The organism is Paenibacillus mucilaginosus 3016 (assembly GCF_000250655.1).
GTDB lineage: Bacteria > Bacillota > Bacilli > Paenibacillales > NBRC-103111 > Paenibacillus_G > Paenibacillus_G mucilaginosus.
Map to the genome: position 1 here is coordinate 7,119,529 of NC_016935.1, position 24,314 is coordinate 7,143,842.

At 61.0% G+C, this 24,314-nt stretch carries 23 protein-coding genes and 1 pseudogene; 5 read left to right on the forward strand and 19 right to left on the reverse strand.

Features of this window, described 5'->3' with window-relative positions:
• Positions 1-295 precede the first annotated feature (295 nt).
• Together PM3016_RS29295 and PM3016_RS29300 are read left to right on the forward strand one after the other, a co-directional pair.
• Positions 296-994: a DUF6897 domain-containing protein gene (locus tag PM3016_RS29295; RefSeq protein WP_013920066.1), complete on the forward strand. Its 699-nt coding sequence runs from the start codon at positions 296-298 to the stop codon at positions 992-994.
• Positions 995-1,143: 149 nt separating this feature from the next.
• Positions 1,144-1,800, forward strand: a complete 657-nt coding sequence (locus tag PM3016_RS29300) for a hypothetical protein (RefSeq protein ID WP_014652509.1) — start codon at positions 1,144-1,146, stop codon at positions 1,798-1,800.
• Positions 1,801-1,887: 87 nt separating this feature from the next.
• On the opposite strand, the gene PM3016_RS29305 is transcribed toward PM3016_RS29300, so the two are convergent.
• The 7 genes and pseudogenes from PM3016_RS29305 to PM3016_RS41500 all read right to left on the reverse strand — a co-directional run bounded on the left by PM3016_RS29305 (position 1,888) and on the right by PM3016_RS41500 (position 8,895).
• The gene (locus PM3016_RS29305) at positions 1,888-2,400 is read right to left on the reverse strand and encodes an adenine phosphoribosyltransferase (RefSeq protein ID WP_013920068.1); all 513 of its coding nucleotides are present in this window, start codon (positions 2,398-2,400) and stop codon (positions 1,888-1,890) included.
• Positions 2,397-2,861, reverse strand: a complete 465-nt coding sequence (locus PM3016_RS40405; protein ID WP_041619292.1) for a single-stranded-DNA-specific exonuclease C-terminal domain-containing protein — start codon at positions 2,859-2,861, stop codon at positions 2,397-2,399. The genes PM3016_RS29305 and PM3016_RS40405 overlap by 4 nt, the downstream gene beginning before the upstream one ends.
• A gap of 35 nt (positions 2,862-2,896) precedes the next feature.
• Positions 2,897-4,825, reverse strand: coding sequence for a single-stranded-DNA-specific exonuclease RecJ (gene recJ, locus PM3016_RS29315; RefSeq protein ID WP_238540352.1), 1,929 nt, complete (start codon positions 4,823-4,825; stop codon positions 2,897-2,899).
• 66 nt (positions 4,826-4,891) lie between these two features.
• A complete protein-coding gene (locus PM3016_RS29320) occupies positions 4,892-5,824 on the reverse strand; it encodes a cation diffusion facilitator family transporter (protein ID WP_014371937.1) in 933 nt (310 codons plus the stop codon).
• A 137-nt stretch (positions 5,825-5,961) separates the two neighbouring features.
• On the reverse strand, positions 5,962-6,876 hold the full coding sequence (gene secF / locus PM3016_RS37655; protein WP_013920071.1) for a protein translocase subunit SecF: 915 nt from the start codon (positions 6,874-6,876) through the stop codon (positions 5,962-5,964).
• Positions 6,866-8,097 (reverse strand): annotated as a pseudogene (gene secD, locus PM3016_RS37660) (protein translocase subunit SecD). Before secD ends, secF begins: the two are co-directional and overlap by 11 nt.
• 123 nt (positions 8,098-8,220) lie before the next feature.
• Positions 8,221-8,895: a post-transcriptional regulator gene (locus PM3016_RS41500; protein WP_016362941.1), complete on the reverse strand. Its 675-nt coding sequence runs from the start codon at positions 8,893-8,895 to the stop codon at positions 8,221-8,223.
• 222 nt (positions 8,896-9,117) lie between these two features.
• On the opposite strand from PM3016_RS41500, the gene spoVB reads away from it, so the two are divergent.
• Entirely contained in the window at positions 9,118-10,683 is a 1,566-nt protein-coding gene (spoVB, locus tag PM3016_RS29340) for a stage V sporulation protein B (RefSeq protein ID WP_013920074.1), read from the forward strand.
• 61 nt (positions 10,684-10,744) lie between these two features.
• On the opposite strand, the gene PM3016_RS29345 is transcribed toward spoVB, so the two are convergent.
• The gene (locus PM3016_RS29345) at positions 10,745-11,422 is read right to left on the reverse strand and encodes a DUF421 domain-containing protein (protein WP_013920075.1); all 678 of its coding nucleotides are present in this window, start codon (positions 11,420-11,422) and stop codon (positions 10,745-10,747) included.
• 159 nt (positions 11,423-11,581) lie between these two features.
• Here PM3016_RS29345 and PM3016_RS29350 point away from each other — a divergent pair, with 159 nt between their 5' ends.
• Entirely contained in the window at positions 11,582-11,941 is a 360-nt protein-coding gene (locus PM3016_RS29350) for a TIGR04086 family membrane protein (RefSeq protein WP_013920076.1), read from the forward strand.
• 208 nt (positions 11,942-12,149) lie between these two features.
• On the opposite strand, the gene yajC is transcribed toward PM3016_RS29350, so the two are convergent.
• From yajC to PM3016_RS29400, 10 genes are all read right to left on the reverse strand, one after another.
• Positions 12,150-12,479, reverse strand: coding sequence for a preprotein translocase subunit YajC (yajC, locus tag PM3016_RS29355; protein ID WP_013920077.1), 330 nt, complete (start codon positions 12,477-12,479; stop codon positions 12,150-12,152).
• A gap of 46 nt (positions 12,480-12,525) precedes the next feature.
• Positions 12,526-13,662 carry a tRNA guanosine(34) transglycosylase Tgt gene (gene tgt / locus PM3016_RS29360; protein ID WP_013920078.1) on the reverse strand — a complete coding sequence of 379 codons (1,137 nt, stop codon included), beginning with the start codon at positions 13,660-13,662 and terminating at the stop codon, positions 12,526-12,528.
• A gap of 51 nt (positions 13,663-13,713) precedes the next feature.
• Positions 13,714-14,772 (reverse strand): tRNA preQ1(34) S-adenosylmethionine ribosyltransferase-isomerase QueA, encoded by a 1,059-nt coding sequence (queA, locus tag PM3016_RS29365; protein WP_013920079.1) that lies wholly within the window; start codon positions 14,770-14,772, stop codon positions 13,714-13,716.
• Positions 14,773-14,841: 69 nt separating this feature from the next.
• On the reverse strand, positions 14,842-16,218 hold the full coding sequence (locus PM3016_RS29370; protein WP_238540353.1) for a SpoIID/LytB domain-containing protein: 1,377 nt from the start codon (positions 16,216-16,218) through the stop codon (positions 14,842-14,844).
• 20 nt (positions 16,219-16,238) lie between these two features.
• On the reverse strand, positions 16,239-17,096 hold the full coding sequence (locus PM3016_RS40415) for a hypothetical protein (RefSeq protein ID WP_238540354.1): 858 nt from the start codon (positions 17,094-17,096) through the stop codon (positions 16,239-16,241).
• On the reverse strand, positions 17,057-18,061 hold the full coding sequence (gene ruvB / locus PM3016_RS29375; RefSeq protein WP_013920081.1) for a Holliday junction branch migration DNA helicase RuvB: 1,005 nt from the start codon (positions 18,059-18,061) through the stop codon (positions 17,057-17,059). The genes PM3016_RS40415 and ruvB overlap by 40 nt, the downstream gene beginning before the upstream one ends.
• A gap of 178 nt (positions 18,062-18,239) precedes the next feature.
• Positions 18,240-18,887 (reverse strand): Holliday junction branch migration protein RuvA, encoded by a 648-nt coding sequence (gene ruvA, locus PM3016_RS29380; protein WP_013920082.1) that lies wholly within the window; start codon positions 18,885-18,887, stop codon positions 18,240-18,242.
• Positions 18,884-19,387: a crossover junction endodeoxyribonuclease RuvC gene (ruvC, locus tag PM3016_RS29385; RefSeq protein ID WP_014371940.1), complete on the reverse strand. Its 504-nt coding sequence runs from the start codon at positions 19,385-19,387 to the stop codon at positions 18,884-18,886. The genes ruvA and ruvC overlap by 4 nt, the downstream gene beginning before the upstream one ends.
• Before the next feature lie 250 nt (positions 19,388-19,637).
• On the reverse strand, positions 19,638-20,468 hold the full coding sequence (locus PM3016_RS29390; RefSeq protein ID WP_013920084.1) for an HNH endonuclease: 831 nt from the start codon (positions 20,466-20,468) through the stop codon (positions 19,638-19,640).
• Between the two features lie 242 nt (positions 20,469-20,710).
• Positions 20,711-21,421, reverse strand: a complete 711-nt coding sequence (locus tag PM3016_RS29400) for a BofC C-terminal domain-containing protein (RefSeq protein WP_013920086.1) — start codon at positions 21,419-21,421, stop codon at positions 20,711-20,713.
• 125 nt (positions 21,422-21,546) lie between these two features.
• On the opposite strand from PM3016_RS29400, the gene lepB reads away from it, so the two are divergent.
• A complete protein-coding gene (gene lepB, locus PM3016_RS29405; protein WP_014371941.1) occupies positions 21,547-22,104 on the forward strand; it encodes a signal peptidase I in 558 nt (185 codons plus the stop codon).
• 159 nt (positions 22,105-22,263) lie between these two features.
• On the opposite strand, the gene PM3016_RS29410 is transcribed toward lepB, so the two are convergent.
• Positions 22,264-24,162: a LysM peptidoglycan-binding domain-containing protein gene (locus tag PM3016_RS29410; protein WP_238540355.1), complete on the reverse strand. Its 1,899-nt coding sequence runs from the start codon at positions 24,160-24,162 to the stop codon at positions 22,264-22,266.
• Positions 24,163-24,314 lie beyond the last annotated feature (152 nt).

Sequence of the window (24,314 nt, forward strand, 5' to 3'; positions counted from 1 at the left end):
TTCTGCCCTTGTTCTTTCCTATCTACCGAACGATTGTCCCCCTGCTCATGATAGATGTGGAAATTGCAAGAAAACTAGATTCCAGACCATACCAAACCCTGCGTTATACATATACATATCTTACAAATCAACCCCATCGACACATGAAGGGAGGTGGTCGGTGCCCGTGCGGCAGGGTTCACCGGTTCAGCCCGATGCCAGTTGCCAGTGTCCAGTTGCCAGTCCAGCTTGTTTCTTCATTATCTGTTTTGCGAAGTACAACCTGATTATTCATTCATGAGAGGGGAATGTTCAAATGGCTTACAACAACCCGCTTAGCACACTGATCGGATCCGAGGTCCGCATTAACCGTGGAGGTCCCGACGCGATTACCGGCAAGCTGCTTGCCGCCAGGCACGGGTATCTCGTATTGAAAACGAAGGACGGGCTGGTTTATGTGAATGCAGCCCACATCAAAAGCATCAGCGATGCGCCCCGCGGCAACAGCAGCGGTAACCGCAGCGGCAGCCGCAGCGGTACGACACCTGCCTATGTCTCTGCCGGTTCCTTCCCAGCTGTGCTCCAGCAGCTCCGCCACCAGTTCGTGCAGATCAACCGCGGCGGTCCGGAGAAAATCGAAGGCGTCATCTCGGACGTTAGCCAGGATTTCCTGTTCCTTATCGTCAACAGAGAGATTGTCCGCATTCCTCTCTTTCATATTAAGAGCGTGACCCTCGGCTCCCGGAGCGGCAACCGCAGCGGTCAGAACAAAAACCAGGGGCAGAAACAAGGTCAAAATCAAGGCCAAAATCAAGGTCAAAACCAAGGTCAGAACCAAGCACAAGGTCAAAACCAGGCTCAAGGCGGGCAGCGCAATGCCAACAGCGGCGGCAACCGCAGCGGCAAAGGAAACTCCAGCAGCGGCGGCCAAAAGAAAGCGAACGCTAACGCCATCTCGCGCAGCAAATCCTTCAAAACGCCGGTATACAGCCTGAAACGTTCCGCACGCCGCTAAACGGAATGCCTCCCCTTCTTCCGTAAGGGACGGCCCCTTCGGTAATCCTTACCGCCATATGCCCCATGGAGATGCGCTGTGTTCCTTGACATCCATGGGGCTTTTTTTCTCTTCATGCCATCCGGAAGGAGGTGTACCCATTGTCAGCGATGCGCTCCTATCTGAACCGCCCCGTCGAATTGTGTATATCCGGCAAGAAAGAGCCGGTCCGCGGCATTCTGGTCGACATGGGCAGCGATATCCTCGTCGTGCATGACGGCAGACGCTTTCATTATGTCCCTGCTCTGCATCTGCAGGAGTTCTCCCTGGCGCAGGTCTCGGCAGGAGAGGATTCGAACCTGTCCTCGATCTCCTGGGAGGCTGCACCCGACCTTTCTTACCGCAAGGTTCTGATGAATGCGAAGGGCATTTTCAGCGAGATTTATATTACCGGCCAGCAGTCGATTCACGGCTACATCACCTCTCTCATGACCGACTTCTTTGCCTTTCAATCCCCGGTCTATCACACGATCCTGGTCTCGATGCGTCATCTCAAGACGCTTATTCCCTACGGGCCCAACGTGACGCCCTATTCCATGAATCCGGCCGCTTTTCCCGTCGCTCCGAACACCATGCCGCTGGCACGGACGATGGACCAGCAGCTCAAGAAGCTCGAAGGCGAATTCATCGTGCTGAATCTGGGCGAAAGGCAGAGCCATATTGGGCTGCTGAAGTCGGCGGACGCCCCCATTGTCGAACTCATCACCTCGGGCGGCGCGTCGGTATTCATGCATATGGACCATGTCAAGACCGTCCACAAGCCGTAAAGCCCCGACTCGCGAATGCCATATATGCCTCTGCACAAACAGGGCGGCCCTGAAGGGCCGCCCTGTTCTTCGTGATGCGTCGATGGATTAGTACTGTACGAGCGAGATGACGTCGATGCCGTCCAGGCGATCCCGGCCGTTCAACTCCTGAAGCTCGATCAGGAAAGCCGCTCCCACGACTTCGCCTCCAAGCTGTTTCACCAGGTTGATCGATGTCGCGATCGTTCCGCCGGTAGCCAGCAGATCGTCGGCGATCAGCACCTTCTGACCGGGCTTGATGGCGTCGTCGTGCATCGCCAGCTTGTCCTTGCCGTATTCGAGAGCATAATCCGCTTCGATCGTATTGCTCGGCAGCTTGCCGCTCTTGCGGATCGGCACGAAGCCGACGCCAAGGGCTACGGCCAGCGGAGCGCCGATGACGAAGCCTCTCGCTTCGGGACCTGCGATGAGGTCGATCTGCTGTCCTTCCAGACGCTTGGCCAGCTCACGGATCACTTCACTGTAGACTTTGCCGTCGGCAAGCAGGGTCGTAATGTCTTTGAACGAGATGCCCGGCTGCGGGAAGTCTTCGATCACGCGGATATATTCTTTGAAATTCATAGGATTCCCTCCATTAATGTGGTTGTGTTATGAGCCTCGGACACCAGGGTGCCCAGCAGCTCTCTTGCTGTGGTGTAAAGCAGTCGTTCTTCTAGTTCCTTGTGATTCATCCGGCTGCGGTAGAGCAGGGATGCCGTCAGATCCTTCTTCTCGACGGCCGGAAGGAGGCGGTAGGCCTCCCCCGACGCTTCCACGAACCCAAGCTCCGTGAAGACGTCCAGGATGAAGCGGACCACGGCGGGGTCCAGACGGGTCCTGGCGCCGATGCCCTGTACCGTGCTGCCGCCGGACCCGGCCCCGGCGAGTGCGCCGTAGACCGCCTTGAACTCCGCACGGTCCGGCAGCAGGGCGGCATCGTTTGCTTCCGCGCCGCCCCAAGCCGCGTAATACCGCTCCGCGGCACCGGCCTGCACGGCAACCGCATGGAGCTGTTCGAGCCGCTCCGGCAGGTGATACAGCACGATGTCCCGGGCCTCATGGAGCGGCAGGCTTCCGCTCAGGCCGCCGCGGGATGCAGATGCCCCTCCAGATCGCAGTACCAGAGAGCGCAGCCCCGGGCGGCTTCCTTCAGCTCCGGCGGGATCCAGGAGCGGAACACGACCACCGCCGCCGGAAGGTGGTCATGGCCCTGCGGACGAAGCTGGAGCCGCTCGCACAGCTCAGCCACCCTGCGCTCCGGCTTGGGCGTTCCCCGCCAGTCGAAGAGCTGGAGGTCCGTCACCTGCAGATCCTGCAGCAGAATCTGCGGACGGCGGACGCCGTTCCATTCGTTCACGGACAGCTCCCCGAGCAGATCGATCCGGGCGCTAGGTGTAATCCAATCGCTCAGCGCCCCCTTGTTGAAGGCCACGGCCTCCAGGGCGGCCGCTGTCTCCCCCGCCCCCTTCAATGAGAGCTTGAGGTGCTGCTGCTCCTTGCCCATCGTCCGCAGGTCGCTGAGCTTCAGCCCGCGGAACACGAACCTCGGTGACGGATTGCCCGTCCCGAACGGCCCCAGCTTCTCGAGATCGAGAATGCTCTCGAGGCTGATCTCGCTGAATTCGCACTCGGCGTCAGCCTGCAGCAGCGGCACGAAGTCCTGCGGTTGCAGCCACTCCTCCGCCAGGGTATCGAGCCTCCGTGCGAATTCGCCCAGGTTCTCCCGGCTCAAGGTCATGCCGGCGGCCATCTGGTGCCCGCCGTAATGATCCATGAGGTCGGCGCAGTGGGTCAGCGCCTTGTGCATGTCGAAGCCGGCGATCGACCGGGCGGAGCCTTTGGCCATCCCGCTCTCCTTGTCGATTCCGAGAATCACCGTCGGCCGGTAATACCGGTCCACGATCTTGGAGGCGACGATCCCGATGACCCCGACGTTCCAGTTCTCCTGGGCGAGCACGATCGCTTTGGGGAGTGAGCCGGACTTCTCCCGCTGGCGCTCAACCAAGGCGAACGCCTCCTTGGCCATCTCGTCCACGATTCGCTGCCGCTCCTTGTTCAGCAGGTCTAGCTCCTGAGCCAGCCGTTCGGCTTCCCGTTCGTCCTCCGTCGTCAGCAGCTTCACCGCCGTATCGGCGCTGAGCAGCCTCCCGCTTGCGTTGATCCGCGGGCCCAGCGCAAAGCCGATATGCGTCGAATTCACCTCGCGCACCGGTATGCCGGCCACGGCCAGGAGCGCCTTGATGCCGCAGTTCGACGTGGAGCGCATCTGCTCGATGCCCCGCTTTACGATGATCCGGTTCTCTTCCGTGAGCGGCATGAGGTCGGCGACCGTGCCGATCGCCGCATACGGCAGGAGCTCCTCCGGCCAGCGGCCGAGCAGCGCCTGCGCCAGCTTCAGCGCTACCCCCACACCGGCCAAGTGCTTGTACGGATAAGGACAGCCCGGCTTCTTCGGGTTGATGAGCGTGTACGCTTCCGGCAGCACCTCCGGCGGCTCGTGGTGGTCTGTGACAATCACATCCATGCCCAGAGAAGCCGCATGCGCGATCTCTTCCACGGCGCTGATCCCCGTATCCACGGTAATGATCAGTCCGACGCCCTGCCGGTGGGCTTCATCGATCGCCCCGTTGTTCAGACCGTACCCCTCGGTGACCCGGTGGGGGATATAATAATCGAACGTACACTCCAGCTGCCGGAGCAGGTAGACCATCAGCGTCGTGGAGCTGACTCCGTCGGCGTCGTAGTCCCCGTAGATCCGGATTCGCTCCCCGGTCTCCAGCGCCCGGCGGATCCGCCCGACCGCACGTTCCATTCCATCCAAAAGGAACGGATCGTGAATGTGATCCGCTCCCCCATCCAAAAATTCGGCAGCATGCCCGGTGTCTGTCATTCCCCGAACCACCAGAAGACGCGAAAGCAGCGGTGAGAGACCCAGCTGCTGCGAGAGGGCCTTCACCGCCGATTCTTCCGCTTCCCCGATGTTCCATCTTGCCTTGGCTTGTAGCATGCTTGCCTTTCCTCCTCTCCCGGCATGCCTTGGGCAGCCGGGCCATCCTAATACGGAATGATTCCGTTAATGCAGAAGTGTCGGCACGTCGTCGTGATCCCGGCTTGCTCCCTTGTACGGATAGCCCGGGTCATAGGGACTTACCTGTGTCAGCACTTCCGTAATATGACTGAACCGCTTCATCAGCGTCTGTTTGACAATTCTCGCAATCTCATGGCCCTCTTGAATGGTGATGCGCGGATTCACGCTGATCCGCACGTCCACGATCACGTAGTGGCCCAGCTCCCTGGCCTGCAGATCATCTACCGCAATGACACCCTTCACGCGCTGCACGGTTTCGATCAGATCGGCCGCATCTTCTCTGCCCAGCACCTTTTCAAGACTGCGGACAACGGACTCTATCACCGTCAAATAGCCCATCCGCAGAATCAGTACGGCTATCACGATTCCTGCCGCGGGATCGAGATAATACAACAAATTATTTCCCAGGTAATCCCCCAGGATGGCTCCGCCGATCCCTACCAGGGCCGCCATTGCGGCGTAGAGACCGGACCGGTGAACACCGGCCCCGCCGTAGAGCTGCTCTCCTGGAGCGGTCCCCGTTCCCGGACGCAGCCTGAACTGATAGATGGCTTCCCCTGCAATCACGGTTACAACAAGAACGATAAGTGCATAACGCTCCGGTGCCTCCACGGTACCGGATAGGATCGTCTTCAGAGACGTGATCCCCGTCTCGATCCCCATGACAAGCAGAAGCACGGAGAGCACGATCGACGAAACCGCCCGGAGCCTGCCGCTGTCCGGGTCCTCTGCGGCCCGCAGGCCGATCAGCGAGGCAAGTGAGCCAAGCGATCCGGCGGCCGAATGAAGCCCTTCGGCAATCAATGCTTTACTGCCTGCCGCCATCCCGGCCGCAGCCTTCAACACCGCGAGTGCGAGTCCGCCGGCGAGCGCCAGGCGTTCTGCGGCCTCGGTCTGCTTGTCACGTCCATCCGTCATGGGGCCCCTCCTCCGTGAGATTCAGGTTCGAACTCTTTATTTCGTTCGGCTCTCGGCCCATTGATAAAGGCCGCCGAAACTGCCGTTTCGCGCGGCCGGTACCTTACGGCGGCCGAGGCCCGGACCGATCTCCCGGATCAGTCGTTCTGCACTGCGGCCTTCTTCTTGGCTCCCAGAGCCTTATTTCTCATATCATACCAAAGCGGTCCGGCGATGCACACAGAAGAGTATGCCCCGCTAGTCAGACCAATGATCTTTGCGAGAGCAAAGAGCTTAATGGCCGGGCTGCCCAACACGAGCAGACAAACGGCGGCAATCAGCACGGTAAGTACGGTGTTGATGTTTCTTTTCATGGTCTGCCAGATACTGTCGTCCAGAAGCTTGCTTACATCTTCCGAAGTCTTCAGCTTCGCAAAACGCAGATTTTCACGGACACGGTCGAAAATGACAATCTTATCGTTAATGGAATAACCGATGGTGGTAAGCACCGCAGCCATGAACGGCAAGTTAACTTCGAGCTGGAAGATCGCGAACACGCTCACAACCAGAAAAGCATCATGAAGAATGGCAATGATGGATGCAATGGCGAACCGCCATTCAAAACGGATGGTTACGTACAAACATATTGCCAGCGAAGCTACGCCGATGGCAATCAACGCTTTGTTCCGGAGCTCCAGGGCCATATCCGGCGTGACGGTATTTACCTCCTGCGAAACCGCCGTCCCATATGCGGCCGCAAAGCTGTCTTTGACCTTTTTGATCGTGTCATCGGGAACAATATCACTGAACCGTACGGACAGCCTGTTGTTATTTTCGCCGCCCAGCGTGACCGTGCTGGGTTCCGCACCCGCAGAGCGGATCAGCTCCTCTGCCTGCGCCTTATCCATAGGCTTGTCCGCCGAGATGTCCATCGACGTTCCCGCCCGGAAATCCACGCCATAGTTAAGCCCGCTTACCATGAGCATCACGGCCCCGAGCAGGGTAATAAAGAGTGAAGCCATGTAGAAATACTTACGCTGCTTGACAAAGCTGAAGTACACTTTATAATCCACGGATTTCCGACTCCTTTACGCCAAAGTATGCCGGTTTCTTGAAGAGATTCGCACGAACGAGCAGCACAATCAAAAACCGAGCAAAAAAGCGTTCGTCAAGATACTGATAACGATACTGAGCATCGTCGTCAGCGCAAATCCGCGAATGGCTCCGTTGCCGATATAGAACAGTACGGCACTGGCAATGATATTCGTGATATTCGCGTCCATAATCGTGCGGAAAGAATGCTTGGAACCGGCCTTGAGTGACGAGAGAATGCTTTTGCCGCTGCGGATTTCTTCCTTGATCCGCTCGTATGTAATGATATTCGCATCCACTGCCATCCCGATCCCGAGAATGAAGGCGGCAATACCCGGCAGGGTAAGCGTGGCGTTCATCCAGTTAAATACCACCAGAAGAAGCCAGGCGTACGTGATAATCGTAATGGCGGCCACCACACCCGGAATCCGGTAGAAGATCACCATGAACAGCAAAATCAGCACGGAACCGATGAGTCCCGCCCGAACGGTCTCCTGAAGCGACAGCTGCCCGAGCGTCGCGCCTACACTCTGCGTATACTTCTCCGTCAGTTTCAGAGGAAGGGCTCCCAGATTAATCGTATCGGCAAGTGTCTTGGCTTCTTCGAAGGTGTAATTTCCGGAAATGGTAGCTTTGCCGTCGGTCAGAACCTGCTGGACAATCGGAGCCGACAGTTCTTTCTCATCTAGATAAATGGCCAGCGGCTGGTGAAGAAGCTTTTCCGTTACCTTACGAAACTTTTCTTTATCCTTAACCTCGATCTGGATAAGCGGGCGGTTCTGTTCGTCATATCCGATTTGGGCTGCGCCTTCTACGAAATCGCTTCCCAACATCTCCTTAGTCCCATCCGGCCCGCGAAACGTAAGTTCGGCCGGTTCCTTCATCAACTTTCGGACCTGCTCTTCATTCTCGACCCCGGCAAGCTTCACCCGAATCCGGTCCGTACCTTCGGTAGTTACCTCCGGTTCGGCAACGCCCAGACTGTCCGCACGCTTCTCCAGACTATGCGCGGTCTGCTTGAGCGATTCGGCTGTGACCGGTTTGCCTGCCTCAATCGGTTCTGCCACATACAAGATCTCGAATCCGCCTTTCAAATCCAGACCGAGCCTTACATCCCGGACAATACTGGGACTTGTGAGACCGATCGATACGAATACGATCGCCACGATGCCGAGAAAGGCGGCGAATCTTTTGATGTCCATGAAAAATCTCCTTCCACACTCAATATTCCCATTATACTCACCTGCCAAAATCGAGTCAATTTGGAATCCGCTAGGCAGATCAGGTGCGAATAGTCTAGCTTAACCGCAAAAAAAGAAGCCCATTCAACGGAAATGGGCACCCTTGAATGCGCTCATCGTCAGCCAGTTCATAAAATTCGTCACCCGCAGCGACAAGATGTCGTTCACGATCCGGTGCAAAGGCGGCACGCCGCTCTTCCGGTACTTGTCGCTGATGCAGTCCCAGATGTCCTCCGGCGTCACATGCTCATAGCCGATCATATGAAACTCCTCGGCTTTGCTGCGGCACATTTCCTCGATCACCAGGCTGAGCTCGGCATCGTCCAGCGTTTCCGGCTCCGCTTCCCCCGCATACGCTTCGGCACGCTCGATGAGAGGAATCGACGGATCCTCCTCATAGAGGGGCTCGTCCGGCTCATCTGCGGTCTCATCCGCCATACCGAAGCCTTCCGTCACCGCCTCTGCGTCCGGCCCCTGAACAGGCTGCGTGAGTTCCGCCTCCGCTGCTTCCGTATGTTCCGCTTCGTCGCGAATCATTGACGCGGCCGGCTCGGCGGATGCATAATACATCTCCATATAAGGGACCGGATCGGCACTTCCGCCCCCCGCATCCTGCCGGGGGCCCGCTTCCTCCTGCTCCTCCGAGGCGGCTTCATCGGCTTCATCGGCCTGATGGTCCCGCGGCTCCGCCCCATCCTGACTGCTTCCGCCGGGCTCCGCTTCGCTGCTGCGGTCCTGCTTCCATATGTCTTTATCCACCAGGTATCCCCTCCCCGTACGCAGCTCGTTGATTATCCTATTCGCTGCCCCCGGCCGAATTTCCTGCACGGGCCCGGCCGCCTCCGGCAAAATTCTAGCATGCGGCCGGACAGGTTCCGCATATTCATTATACAGGATCAACGGCTTGGCCGTCTTCCGGGACCGGCCCCAGACATCTACCCGGCACCCTATGCCCTTGGAGGGAGAAAAGAGGTTATTCCCTTGACCAAACAATCGTTCATCAAAGGAACGCTCATCCTGCTGGCCGCGGGCATCATCAACCGCATCCTCGGCTTCATCCCGCGCATGACCCTGCCCCGGGTCATCGGCTCGGAGGGGATCGGACTGTACCAGATGGGCTGGCCGTTCCTGGTGGTGATCTTGACGCTCGTCACCGGCGGCATTCCCGTGGCGGTGGCCAAGCTGATCGCGGCGGCCGAAGCGGAGGGCAGCGAAGCGCGCATCCGGAGCATCTTCCGCGTCTCTCTGGCCCTCTCCACCGTGCTCGGCCTCTTTTTCGGCGCAGCGATTTTTTATTTTGCACCCTGGATCACAAGCCACGTCTTCACGGATTCCCGGGTGTACTATACGTTCCTGTGCATGACGCCGATCGTTCCGATCGTCGCCGTCTCCTCGGTCTTCCGCGGCTATTTCCAGGGACGGCACAATATGATTCCGACCGCCCTCTCCCAGGTCATCGAGACCCTGATCCGCATAGTCACCGTGCTGCTCTTCGCGTATTGGATGATTCCCTACGGCATTGAATATGCCGCAGCCGGGGCGATGGTCGGGGTAACCATCGGAGAGATCGGCGCCATGCTCGTGCTGGCCATCATCTACCTCCGCGGCCGGCAGAGCCGGCCGGAGAAGCCCCGCGCCGAGATCGGCAGCCGGAAGCCGCTGAACCGGCTGGCCAACCTGAAGAACCTGCTGTCCCTCGCCGTTCCGATTACAGGCAGCAAGCTCGTAGGCTCAGGCTCGTATCTGCTTGAGTCGATCCTGACCGTGCATGCCCTTGCGGCGGCAGGCCTTGCCACCGGTGTGGCCACCGCCCAGTACGGTGCCCTGCAGGGGATGATCATCCCCGTGCTGCTCCTGCCGAGCGCGCTGACCTTCTCCCTCGCCGTCTCCCTGGTTCCGTCCTTATCTGAAGCGGCGGCGCGCGGTGACATGAAAACGATCCATATGCGGCTGCACCAGTCCCTGAAACTCGCGCTGGTCACCGGTGCGCCGTTCGCCGTCTTGATGTATGTGCTGGCCGAGCCGATCTGCCTCTATATGTACAACCAGCCGGGTGTGGGCGCCATGCTGCGCATGATGGCTCCGGCGGCTTTGTTCATTTACTTGCAGGCTCCGCTCCAGTCCGCTCTGCAGGCGCTCGAAAGACCCGGTAGCGCACTGGTCAATACACTCGTCGGGTCGGTGGTCAAGCTTGCGCTGATTGTCATGCTCGCCTCCCGGCCTGAATTCGGCATCCTGGGAGCGGTGGTGGCCATTACGGTGAACATCATGCTGGTCACCGTCCTGCACTGGAACAGCATGGTCCGCCTGCTGCAGTTCCGGATGGAGGTCTCCGACTTCGTCAAGGTGGGCTTCAGCATGGCGGCGGCAGGGGTGTCCAGCTACTCCGTCATGTATTCCGGATGGCTGCCGGACGGCTTCGGCAAATTCGCCTCCGCCTGTTTTACGGGATTCGTCATCTACCTCCTGGCCGCCACCCTGCTCCGGCTCATCGACCGGGACGATCTCTTCCGGATCTTCTGGCTCGGGAAAAAGTTCGTTAAATAAAGGTTCGTCAAATAGAAAAATCATCCGTGCAGCCTTCGTTCGATCATGATTCGGCCGCGCCCTACCTCTTCTTATCGATAAACCAGCGCCCCCGGTGGTCCAGGGAGCAGAAGAACACTTCCTTGAAGTCCTTGATGCCCCGGCTTTGCAGCTCCCGCTTGAGCCAAAACCGCGTTTGGTCGAGCTTCTTCAAACTGTCGTCCTGGACTTTGCCGTCCATAATCAAGGGCAGCGGCAGTCCCTCATAACGGAACGACGGCGGCGGACACGGCGGTTCTTCCTCCTTGTCCGTCTTCTGCTGCACCGTCAGCTTACCCGAAGGCTCCAGCACCGCGAACTCCACATCCGCCACATTCAGCACCTTGTTCTCCCGCAGCTGCAGGAGCAGATCGTCCAGGTTATAGCGCTGCTTGCGCATCTCCTCCCGGTTCAGGTGTCCATGCTCGATCAGAGGAGAAGGCTGCCCTTCGAACAGACGGCGCAGCTTCTGGCTCTTGAGCGAGACCAGCGCGATGAACACCTGCACGAGCACCAGGGTCAGCATCGGAAGGATGCCTTGGATCAGCGGCTTGTCCAGATCCTCCAGTACGAATACGGCGATTTCGGCAATCATGATCGAGATCACGAGATCAAACAGCGACAGCTTGCCAATCTCCCGCTTCCCCATGAGACGCATCGTCAGGAAGACGACCACATAGACCAGCAGGGTACGGAAAAAGAGGACCAACAACATCTCCATAGCTCAACCTCCCGGCAACGGTTCCAAGCCTATTGTGACCTTGGCCATGGGTTGTCATGCGGGAGAAATGCTGGTAACGAAGGGCTCTCCGACCTGTACTATTTTGCCGTACAGGCCCATAGAATGAGACAAGATCAAGTTACGGGAGGATGAGGAACCATGAAGGGATCGCCGCTGCTCTCCGGATTAATGTACGCCGTGCTGTTCATGCTGGCCGGCACGCTGGCCGCCTCGCTGGTGCTGCTCGGCACCGAGGTGGCGGAAGGCTCGTGGCTGAGTGCGACCTTAACGATCCATGCGCTGTCGTTATTCATTGGGGGAATCGTGTCAGGCCGACGAAGCGGCTCCAGAGGCTGGTATCAGGGCGGCCTGCTCGGCCTTCTGTATACGGCGGTCATCTGGATGATCGGCTTCCTCGCTTACGATGCGGGCTTCACGCAGGAGATGCTCGTTCTTGGCGGCGTCGCCCCGGTGGCCGGCGCCCTGGGCGGGATGATCGGCGTGAATCTCAAGAGATGAGGCGCGGTATCCAAGGAGAACCTCCGTCCATTCAAACATCAGCATCCATGGCTTCACTGCCTGTTAAAGAGCGTCGGACCAACAGGCCGCATGCACCCTGGCCGACGCATGAAAGATTCCGCTATTATTCAAAAATGCTGCTGTAAAAAAAGGCCTTCCCGCTGCGGCAGGAAGGCCTTTTTGATGCTGCACAGATTCCAGTGCTCTCTTACTTCTTCTCGTCCCCGGATGGGCTCGCCGTCACCGTGTTGATCGCAGAACGCTCAAACGTCAGCTTCGTCACATCGTTCACACGAAGAATGACCGTATCGTCCGTGAGCTCCAGGATCGTACCGTGCAGTCCTCCGATCGTGACGACCTTATCTCCCTTCTTGAGGTTCCCGAGCAGCATGTTGCGCGCCTTCTGGCGCTTCTGCTGCGGACGGATCAGAAGGAAGTAAAGAACGACGAACATAAGAACGAGCGGTCCGTAAGTTACGAGGTACGCCATAGGCCCGGTGGCTTCCGCCGGTGCGTTGGCCGCTGCCAATTCCCACATACAAGAATTCCCCTTTCTGTCTTTCGGTGTCTATGAAAAATTGGTTCTAAAACCCTTTGCTGTTCTCGTCGATACCGTAGGCGGCAAAGAATTCGTCGCGGAAATCAAGCAGCCGGTCTTCCCGGATCGCCTGGCGCACGCCCCGCATCAGCTCGAGAAGGAAATGCAGGTTGTGGTATGTCGTCAGACGGATGCCGAAGGTCTCGTCCGCTTTGATCAGATGGCGGATATATGCTCTCGAATAATTCTTGCAGGTATAGCACGAGCAGGCCGGATCCAGCGGTCCGAAGTCGTTCGCGAACTTCGCGTTGCGGATCACCAGACGTCCTGCACTGGTCATGATGGTCCCGTTGCGGGCAATCCGGGTCGGCAGCACGCAGTCGAACATGTCGATGCCGCGGATGGACCCTTCGACAAGGGCATCCGGCGATCCCACGCCCATCAGGTAGCGCGGCTTCTGCTCGGGAAGCAGCGGAACGGTGTAATCGAGCACCTCGTACATCAGGTGCTTCGGCTCCCCTACGCTGAGTCCCCCAATAGCATACCCCGGAAAATCCAGGGAAGTCAACTCGGCCGCGCTCTGCTTGCGCAGATCCTCGTACATGCCCCCCTGCACGATCGCGAACAGCGCCTGGTCTTCCGGCCGGCTGTGCGCCTTGAGACAGCGCTCGGCCCAGCGGGTCGTGCGCTCAAGCGACTGCTTCGCATAGCTGTGCTCGGCCGGATACGGCGGGCATTCGTCGAACGCCATCATGATATCGGATCCGAGCGCGTTCTGGATCTCCATCGCCTTCTCCGGGGAGAGGAAGAGCTTGTCCCCGTTCAAGTGGGAGCGGAACTCCACGCCCTCTTCGCTGATCTTGCGCATGTCGCTCAGGGAGAAGACCTGGAATCCGCCGCTGTCCGTCAGGATCGGACGGTCCCAATTCATGAATTTGTGCAGGCCGCCGGCCGCCTTGACCGTCTCGTGGCCCGGCCGCAGGAAGAGATGGTACGTATTGCTGAGGATGATATGCGCATCCATGGCCTTCAGCTCCTCCGGAGCCATCGTCTTCACGGTCGCCTGGGTGCCGACGGGCATGAAAGCCGGCGTCTCGATCACGCCGTGCGGCGTGTGAACGCGCCCAAGACGGGCGCCGGACTGCTTGCAGGTTTTGATATGTTCGTAAGTAACTGCTGGCATGAGGTTCTCACTTCTTTCCGTTCCGTATAAGAACCGGCCGCTGCGGGCCGGTCAGTAAATAAACATGGCGTCGCCGAAGCTGAAAAAGCGGTACTTGCGCTCCACCGCTTCCCGGTAGGCGGCCAGTACATTCTCCCGCCCCGCGAGCGCGGAGATCAGCATCATCAGCGTGGACTTCGGCAGATGGAAGTTCGTCAGGAGCGCATCCACCGCCTTGAAGCGGTACCCCGGATAGATGAAGATTCCGGTGGAGCCGCTGCAGGCCTGCAGGCTGCCGTCTTCCGCGGCGGCCGTCTCCAGCGTCCGTGCGGAGGTCGTTCCCACGGCGACCACGCGCCGGCCTTCCCGCTTCGCAGCGGTGACCAGCTCGGCCGTCTCCTGCGGCACTTCGTAATATTCCTCGTGCATGTCGTGCTCGTCCACCGTTTCGGCGGAAACGGGACGGAACGTGCCGAGTCCCACATGAAGCGTGACATAGGCTAATTGTATACCTTTTTGTTCCAGCCTATGCAGGAAGGCCTCGGTAAAATGCAGCCCGGCCGTCGGCGCCGCGGCCGAGCCCTCATGCTTCGCATAGACCGTCTGGTATCTCTCCCGCTCGGGCAGCTGCTCCTTGATATAAGGAGGCAGCGGCATATGGCCGAGCCGGTCGAGCAGCTCGTTGAAGATGCCCTCGTACTCGAAGCGCAGCACGCGCGCCCCCTGCGCACCGGTCTCCTCGACGGTCGCCTTCAGCAGCGGTTCCCCCTGGCTTGCGCCGTCTGCGCCGGTCTCCACGCCGAAGTGGATCACGGCGCCTTCGCGCAGCCGCTTGCCCGGCTTCACCAGGGCTTCCCAGCGGTCGCCTTCGAGCTGCTTCAGCAGCAGAATCTCCGCCTTGGCTCCGGTGTCCGCTTTCACGCCAAAAAGCCGGGCTGGAATGACCCTCGTGTTGTTCAACACGAGGACATCCCCGGCTTGCAGGTACTGCTCCAGATCTTCAAATGTATGGTGAGCCGTCTCCCCGCTCGTCTTGCTCAGGGTCAGCAGCCGGGAAGCCGTGCGGTCGGCCAGCGGCGTCTGGGCAATGAGCTCCTCAGGGAGATGGTAGTCGAATAAATCCACCTGCATCGGTTCTTAACATCCTTCTGTGGTTGTATTCCGCCTTCGCGGGAGTATGGCAAGCCGGGTTACCTCGCCTTACGGCCTGGTAATCTCAGCGCCGGTGTAATAGGTCCTCAGGATGGCCCGGTAATCCAGCCCCTGCTCGGCATAGCCCTTGGCTCCCCACTGGGACATCCCGAGGCCGTGGCCGAAGCCGGTGCCCTTAAAGATGAACTGGGCGTCATCCGTGGCTGCCCGTACCTGCCCCGCGCCATTCATGACGAACAGCGGTGCTTCGGCATCGGACTTCCGGGGTGCTGCGGTGCCTCCTGCGATATAGACAGGAGAAGAGCCCGGCGTGCGTGTACGGACCGTCCCTTCTGCTCCCTGTATAGTATACCTTCCCGTTTCTTCGATTTCAAACCGGGTGGACGGCAGCCCGCCCAGCAGCCCCCTCAGCGAATCGGGATACGCGGCCTTCACCGGCTGGCCGTTGACGCTGACGGCCGTGGCCCGGCCCGAAGCTCCCCGGCTCGTGACCTCCAGCGAGGTGATGCTGCCGGAGACCTGGGAACCAAGCTTCTCCTTCAGCTTGGCGGAATCGAACGGACCGCGGATCCAGGCATAGGCATTGGACTCCACGGCTTCCCCGATCACGACGAAGCGGTCGCCGATATCGACGGTGAACAGCGAAGGATTCGCGGTGTCATCCACATACGGAGCCCCCCGCACGTTGGTGCCGGTCGTATTGCCCTCATAATACGGGAGACCCGCCGGATTCTTCTCCCCCGTCGCCTGGGCATAATCCGAGCGGATATACCCCATGCGCCCGCTCGGCGTGACGATCTTGTACCACGTCTTCTTACCGTTCTGCGCTCCCTCGTCAGGAGACGAGGCGCTCTTCAGGTAAGGGACGGCGTTGCCCCATACTTCGGTGGATTCGGCCGTCTTGCCTCCCGCGTTGGAGTAGTAAAGCGGATCGATCAGGGAGCCGCCGTAGGTCAGCACTTCCCCCTCCGTAGCCTTCACCGCCTCCAGGGCTGTGGGAAATTCCACGGATACTCCCTTGTAAGCCTGATCGGTCGTCGTATCGGAGATATGCGCGATCCCGTACTTCATCCCCTGCTTGAGCGCATAGGTCCGGGCCGCCACCGCCTGGGCCTTCAAGGCCTCCGCAGGCCAGGACGCGCCCAGCTCGGAGCCGAGCACGGAGTAAAGGTATTCCTGGAACGGCAGCTCGTTCACCACCGCGAGCTTGCCGTTGTAGACCGAAACTTCGATCCCGCCTCGGTAAGCCCGATCGTAGCGCTCGTCGACCTTGATCCCGGACGCCGCCCCGCCGGCCGGCTCGGCCCACAGCTTCGCGCCGCCGCCGAAGGCGGCCGCGTCCACGGCGGCCGTGCCGGCCAGCTCCCGGCGCAGCACGGCGTAGCCCAGCGAGGCGTCGACCGGCGTCAGCGTGACGCCCGGCACCGCCGCAGCGACCTGCGCCTTCAGCGCCTCAAGCGCAGCCGCGTCGGCCGCGCCGCCGACGAAGACGGCGTAGCCCGCCCCATGCAGCGCCGCGGGTCGGCGGCGAAGCCGGCCGCGGCGATCTGCGCGGCGGCGGCCTGCGCCTCCGCCAGGCCGGCGTGGCTGCCCGCGCTGGCGTAGTGCGGCCCGGCGACGGCTGCGCCCGGCTGCTTCGCGGCGGCGGCCGCAGCGGCTTCCTTGGTCGCGAACGGACCAAGGTACGCCTGGTAGGCCGCCCCGCGCTGCCGGACGCCGGAGCCGGCGCCGCCTGCCAGCCGCGCCGCCTGGGCCGCGGCATCGGCGGCGGAGCCCGTCTCCGGCAGCAGCGCGTAATAGCCGTCGGCTTGGACGCGCACCGCGCCCTTCGCCGTGCCCGGCGCCTGCAGCGCTTCGCCGCCCGCTCCGCGCAGGCTGAGCGCGACTCCCGCCTCAGCCGACAGCGTAACGGCTGAGGCGGCGCTGACGTACTTGCCCGTGTCAATGAACAGCGCGACACGGATCTTGTCCAGCATCGGCGGCAGAGCCGCAGCCGGTGCTGCCGATACGGTCCCCCCCGCTGCCGTGCCTCCTGTCAGATCGCCCCAGGGGTCGAGCCCCAGGCTTCCCGTAACGAGCAGGAGCGCCGCCAAAGCAGCCCGTGCCCCTCTATGTATCTCACGCCCTGTCCGGCGTTGGCGCTGGTCCGGCCAGCGCCCCGCCGGGCGTTCCACTTCCGACATCTTCCCGATTCCCCTCTCATCGCGCCGGAAGAGCGGCCTTCTCCCCTGCCCGCTCTCCGGCTGATCTCCCCGTGATGACTCTATGAACGGCTCGGCATCGGCAGCCCGAGGTGCTTGCACGCGCTCGGCGTAATCATCCGTCCACGCGGCGTGCGCTGCAGGAAACCGATCTGCAGGAGGTACGGCTCGTACACGTCCTCGATCGTCTGGCTTTCTTCGCCGATCGACGCCGCAATGGTATCCAGCCCCACCGGGCCGCCCTGGAAGCTCAGGATGATCGCCCGCAGCATCTTATGGTCGATCTCGTCGAGGCCGAGCGGGTCGACCTGGATGCTCATCAGGGCCTGCTGCGTAATCTCCTGGGTGATGATGCCGTCGCCCTTCACCTGCGCGAAGTCCCGCACCCGCTTCAGCAGCCGGTTCGCGATCCGCGGCGTGCCTCTGGACCGCATGCCGATCTCCCGGGCCGCTTCCCCGACAATGCTCACCTGCAGCAGGTCCGCCGTGCGGGAGACGATGTAAGACAGCTCGTCAACCGTGTAGTATTCAAGCCGGCTGACCACGCCGAAGCGGTCACGCAGCGGAGCGGACAGCAGGCCGACCCGTGTCGTTGCTCCGATCAGCGTGAACGGCGGAAGATCCAGCCGCACCGACCGGGCGCTCGGCCCCTTGCCGATGATGATATCGAGCGCATAATCCTCCATCGCGGGATAGAGCACTTCCTCCACCGTCCGGTGCAGACGGTGAATCTCGTCGATGAAGAGCACATCGTTCTCCTGCAGATTCGTCAGGATCGCCGCCAGGTCTCCCGGGCGTTCGATCGCCGGACCGCTCGTCGTACGCAGGTTGACCCCGAGCTCGTTCGCGATAATATTGGACAGCGTCGTCTTGCCGAGTCCCGGCGGCCCGTACAGCAGCACGTGATCGAGCGCCTCCCGGCGCATCTTGGCCGCTTCGATATAGATTTTGAGGTTCTCCTTCGCCTGCGCCTGTCCGATATATTCGGCCAGGTACCGGGGACGCAGGCTGAATTCCGCAACCTGGTCCTCCATCATCAGATGTGCGGAGATAATCCGGTCATCCATAACCCCCACTCCTTCCCGTTACCCCTATAAAAAGCAGAATTCCCGCAAAGCCCCCGGACTGTCCCTCTTGCAGGTGACAGTGCCGGGCGGTCCGCCGGATTCCGCAGCTCGTGCTTCAACATGCCATTTCCCTTAAAAAGTCCAGCAGCGCCAGCCCCATGGACCTTCCGCCGCCTTCTTATCTCATCATCGATTCCTGGAACAGCGCCTGCAGCGCCAGCTTCGTGACGGCATCCGCCGTCTCGCCGCCCTTGAGCTTGCCCTTGATGGCGCTGCCGGCACGGTCCGCTTCGGCCTCCGTATACCCGAGCGCCATCAGCGCCGCCTTGGCTTCGCCCCAGGCGCCCTGGCCCTCCGGCACGGCTGACAGCGGCTCGCTCGGTGCGAACAGCCCTTCGTCGAGCCCGCCGGTAATCGCCCCGAGCTTGTCCTTCAGGTCGAGCACCATGCGCTGCGCCGTCTTCTTGCCGATGCCCGGCAGCTTCGTGAGAAAGCTGAGGTTCTCCTGCCGGATCGCCCCCGCGATCGTCTCCGGCCGGCCGCCGGCCAGCACGCCGATCGCCACCTTCGGCCCGATTCCCGAGACGTCCAGGAGCAGGCGGAACAGCGACTGCTCCTCACGTGTCGTGAAGCCGAAGAGCAGGTGCGCATCTTCCCGCACATGGTAATGGATGAACATCGTCACTTCACCGCCGTCCCTGCCGTCCTTGGACGGCGCCACACCGAACGGGTTGGCGCAGAAGATGCGGTATCCCACGCCGTTCACGTCCAGAACGACATATTCCGTGTCGCGGTAGACCACCGGTCCCCTCAAAAAATCGATCATCGTTTGTATGCTCCGTTCAATTGTTGTTGTAGTCCGGAAGAGTGCGCGTGGCAGATCGCCACGGCAAGGGCATCCGCCACATCGTCAGGCTTCGGCACGGCCGACAGATGCAGGAAAAGCTTCACCATCTCCTGCACCTGCTTCTTCTCCGCCTTGCCGTAGCCGACGATCGCCTGCTTCACCTGCATCGGCGTATATTCCGAGATCGGCAGCCCCTTCTGCTCGGCGGCAAGCATGAGCACGCCCCTCGCCTGGCTGACGATCATCGCCGTCGTCACGTTGCGGCTGAAGAACAGCTTCTCGATTGCGATGGCGTCAGGCTTGTATTTGTCGATCAGCTGCACGGTCGCCTCGTACACCTGGCGCAGCCGCAGGCTGTCGGAGGTATGCGCCTCCGTCTGGATACAGCCGTACTGCACCGGCACGAGCTTGTGCCCCTGTTTGTCAATAAATCCGAATCCCACAATGGCAATGCCCGGGTCAATTCCCAGAACGCGCAAGCCGTATTCCCCCATCCGCTGCGATGCCGGGAGAAACCCTCCCGAACATATGTATTCATTTCATTATAGCAGATTCTCCCGCGGATGAATACGGGTTTGGCTGTCCGGGCCGCTGAGATCCCGGCCTGCAGGCCGGGAGTGCAAAAAAAGCGGAGCCCGTCCCAAGGAACGGCACCCCGCTGTCTGTCTCTTCCTGTATGCTTGTACGCTTGCTTCGTACGCCCGCTGCCGGGATGACGCTGCCGTCTCCTTACACCTTCTGGCGCTCCTGCGCTCCCCGGATGAACTCGTCGGCATCCTTGTCCGCCTTGCTCTGGTTGCAGGCGTAGCAGGAGCAGACGCAGTTGACCGGCGTCGTATGCCCGCCCTTGGCCCGAGGGACGATATGGTCGATCGTATCGCCGTATTCGCCGCAGTACCGGCAGGTGAACCGGTCCCGCTCGAGAATCATCAGCCGGAAGTCGTCGTTGCTGTACAGCCGGCGGATCATATATGGCGTCAGCACGATCGCCGCCCGCTCCTCCACGAGCAGCACCGCCAGCGCCCAGTCGATATCCTGCACCCAGCGCTTGCCGTTCTTGCTCCGGCCCTTCATGCGGATGAGCCCGTCGCGGTCCTGGCGCAGCAGCCTGCCGGCTCCCGGCTTCTTGCGGACGGGGGCCTTGAGCGGCGGTACGGTCCTGCGCGGTCCGCCGCTCTGCGGCCCTGCCTGCCTCCGGTCCGCTCCCCGGGCTTCCGCAGAGCGGGACCCGGCGGCAGCCGCCGGCGGTGCCAGCCTGAACGGTTCCGGTTCCTCTGCAGGGGGCTGCAGCGAAAGCGGAACCGGCTCGGCCGCCTGCACGGCAGGCGCAGGCTCTGCGGGAAGCGCTTGCTGAACCGCCGTCAACTCACCCATGACGGCGGTGTCAGGCGCCGGAAGCAGCTTTCCTTTGGACTTTCTTCTGGTGCAGGTGCGGCATATATTCTTTCGGGCCCCGTTCTTCGAGCGCTTGAGGCCCTTGGTCGGAAACTGAAGGTAGTATTTGGTTTTGCCGCATCGGCTGCAGGTTTTGTGCAGCAGGCAATGCGCTCCCATATCCATGGTTGTTCTCACCCTTCCGGACGCCGCTTCTGCCATCCCCCGTGAGAGCCCGCAGCACGACAACTTTTCCCCATTATATCAGACTTCACCTCAATGCCATAGGTGCTGGCAGGATAAGACAATATTCGATGCTTCCCGCCCCCGCCGTTGTCCGTCTCCATTGTTTTCAACAGAAAAAAGCGGACCGCGCCCCTGACGGACGGCTCCGCTTGCTCCTGCATACGGCGCTTCACCGGTGACGGCTATGACCCGGGCTGCACCTGCATGACCTTCTCGGTTTCTTCCACCGCGTAATCGCTGAGGGTGGACAGCACGCTGTTATAATCGTCGAGATCCCGCACCCGGATACCCTGGTACAGCTGCTTCACCGTCTCTCTCGGAAGGCTGCTCTCCAGGTACTGGATGTTGAGCTGGAAGAAGGTGCGGATTACATTCTCTTCGCCCCCGCCGGCGGGCACGCCGCTGAAGAGCGACAGATTGCCCTTGGCATCGAGCCCGAAATACGCATTATCCTTGCACTGGGGAGAGAGGTCGTCCACTTCCTCGGTGAACAGCACCGCGCCGTCCGGGTTCATGGAGACCGTCAGCGCCGGATGATCCTTGTAGTAGCTCAGGATGTCCGATGAAGACATGAGCCCGATCCGCTGCAGCTCCTCCCCGCAGACATAAGCCTTTTTGACAAACGCTTCCCTCTGTCCGTCGATCCCTTTCACGAGCTCCCGCACCTCGTTCTCCTGCTGTTTCGGCTGCTGGATGACCCGGCCGAATACCGCATGGTCCGCCGGCCGCTCCGGCGCAAGTCCCTGCAGATTCCGCAGCCCGAGCACCCATGCGCCCGCTCCGAACACGCCCGCCGCCAGCAGGATCAGGGCCAGTCCCAGCCATCTGCGCTGCGAACGAAGCTTTCGTTTCCATTGCTTCTTGAGTTGGTTCCAGAAGTTAAGCAGTATCATGCAATCCCCTTCTGTCTATGGCAGCTTTTTTACTATATTTGCCACGGGAATCGACGTTTATACATGGGATGTGTATACTTGAAGGATAGCCCTGTTTATAGAATATCCCCCTCAGGAAGGAAGGTATGATCCCATTGCATCCGATCGTCAAAGAAATCTGGGCCTGGTTCCGTTCCCTTGCCGCCGCATTCGTCCTTACCCTGGCCATCGGCATGTTCGTCTTCCAGCCGACCAAGGTGCTCGGGCATTCCATGGATCCTACGCTCCACAACGAACAGCGCATCTACGTCTCCAAGCTTTCGCACACCTTCCGCCGGGAACCGGATTACGGCGATATTGTGATTATCGACTCCCGGGTCGAGCGGCCCAGAACGCTGAAGGACGATGTGCTTGAGCATCCGCTGCTCCGCCTGGTTCTGGGCAATGATGACCCGAACATGTACGTCAAGCGCGTCATCGGCAAACCGGGCGACGTCATCGAGCTGAAGGATTCCAAGGTCTACCGCAACGGAACCGCACTCGAAGAGCCCTATATCAACGGTACGATGAACATCCGCGAAGAGCGCTCCTGGACCGTGCCCGTAGGCCATGTGTTCGTGATGGGCGACAACCGCAATAACAGCCGGGACAGCCGGGATATCGGCTTCATTCCGTTCGACCACGTGCTCGGCATCAAGTTTTGATCCTCGGCGCAGAACGGAAGCATAACTTCATACCCATGCAACAAAAACAGCCTGAAACGGATCGTCCGTTTCAGGCTGTTTGGTCTTGAGCGGAACAGGGGAGGAGCGCCCCGGTGCGGTGCCCGCTTGGGGATGCGGCCCCGGCCGATCGGATCGGGCTTATGGCTCTCCCCTGCCCTCACTCGCCAGGGCAGCTCCTGCGTCCCCCTCGGTTAATCGTTCAGCCAGGGCCGTGCTCTGCGGGCCGGCTCCCCGCGGGAGGCGCGCCGGTGGCTGCGCTCGATCAGCGCCGCGAGAGCCGCGCGGGCCTCGCTCTGGCGCGAGCGCCGCTTCGGTGCGGCCGCGGCCTTGACCGTCCGTTTCCGCTCTCGGCTCCGGCTCCCTCACGGCATCCTGCTCTTCCTCACGGACGGCGGCCGTACCGGCGCTCTGGGCGATGACGGCCCTCTCTTCCCTCTTCTTCGACTTGGCCGGGTGCTCGGCGCCACCCTTGCCCTTCTTGCCTTTGCCTTTCTCCTCCAGGAAGGGGAGTTCCTCCTGCGGAGGGAAAGGGGCTTCGAAGCCGAAAGGCGCTTCTGCTGCCGGTCCGGCCCACTGCGGATAAGGCGAGACGCCCGGATAGCCGGGAAGGCAGCCGTACGGATGGGCATGCGGCAGCGGGAACCCAGGGTAAGGGGCCGCGCCATAGCCGAAGGGGCCAAAGGCGTCATACGGTCCCGCTGCAGGCAGCCCGGCCGCCCAGACCGGCTGGCCGTACGGCGCATCGGGGACGGGAGGCAGTGGCGGGAAGCCCTCGCTCGGCAGGGCGTACGGCAGATTCAGCCCGCCGCCGCAGCCGCAGTCCCCGGCAGGCACAGCCCAGGGCTCCGCTGCCTGCGGATAGCCGGGATAACCACCGGGAGCCATGTAGAACGGATGCTCGGCAGCCGGCTCCTGGCCGTAAGGGAACGGTGCGTTAGGCAGCTCGGGCTCATGCCAGGCGTTCTCCTTCCCTTTGCCCGGATATTCCGGCACCGCCATCGCCTCTGCAGCAGGCAGGTTGAACTGATCGAAGGGATGAACCGCCTGCGGCAGGCCAAAATCAATGGCCCCCCAATTGGGCTCCGGCATGTTGTCGAATGACGGCAGCACACCCGCGTTCGGCTGCGGCATGTCGTACGCAGGCAGTGCACCCATATTCGGCTGCGGCATGTTGTCGTACGACGGCAGTACACCCATGTTTGGCTGCGGCATGTCGTACGCGGGCAGAGCCCCCACGTTCGGCTGCGGCATGTCGTACGCAGGCAGCATGCCTGCATTCGGCTGCGGCATGTCGTACGCCGGCAGCATGCCTGCGTTCGGCTGCGGCATGTCGAACGCCGGCAGCATGCCTGCATTCGGCTGCGGCATGTCGTACGCCGGCAGCACGCCTGCGTTCGGCTGCGGCAGGTTCTCGTTCGCCGGCAGCACACCCGCATTCGGCTGCGACAAGTCGCCCATCTGCGGCAGCTCTTGTACCGGCAGCGCCCCCATATTCGGAATAGGCGCCGGAGCCTCCACCGCCGGTGCGGCCTCTACGGGCGGTGCCGGTACGGCCGGCAGCTCGGGCAGATCCACGTTCGGCGCAAGCGGCAGATCGGAGATCGGTGCGGCTTCCACCGGGAGCGGCTCTTCGGGAGAAATGACCGAAGTGTCCTTCTTCGGCGGATTCCCCGCTGCGTCCGCCTGGTCTGCCGCTCCCTCGGGCTTCAGCTTCGGAATATACACGACATCACCGGTCATGAGCACGTTCGGATTTTTGAGATGGGGATTGGCCGCCACCATATCGGACAGCGGAATGCCCCACGCTTTTCCCAGCTTCCAGAGCGTATCTCCTTGCGAGACCACATGCTTGTAAAGATAGTCGGAAGGCGGCTCTGCCGGCTTCGGGGACAGCGGGATCTTAACCTTCGCCCCCACGGTCAGCTCATTGGGATCGGCGATCTGGGGATTGGCGGCGATCAGCTTTTCGAGCTCCACGTTGTATTTTTGGGAAAGCGCGTAGAGCGAATCGCCATTTTTCACGATATGAATCTTCAATGCGGTAACCTCCTTCGGTTTGCGGAAGTCCATCAGGCCGGCTCGCTTCGCTATGTATGGCGTCGACCCGCCCCCGCCTGGAGGCAGGCAGCGGCCCTGTGCCGGCTGGGCTGCCCTCGGGGCACCAATAAGCAAATGACATTACAGTTTAT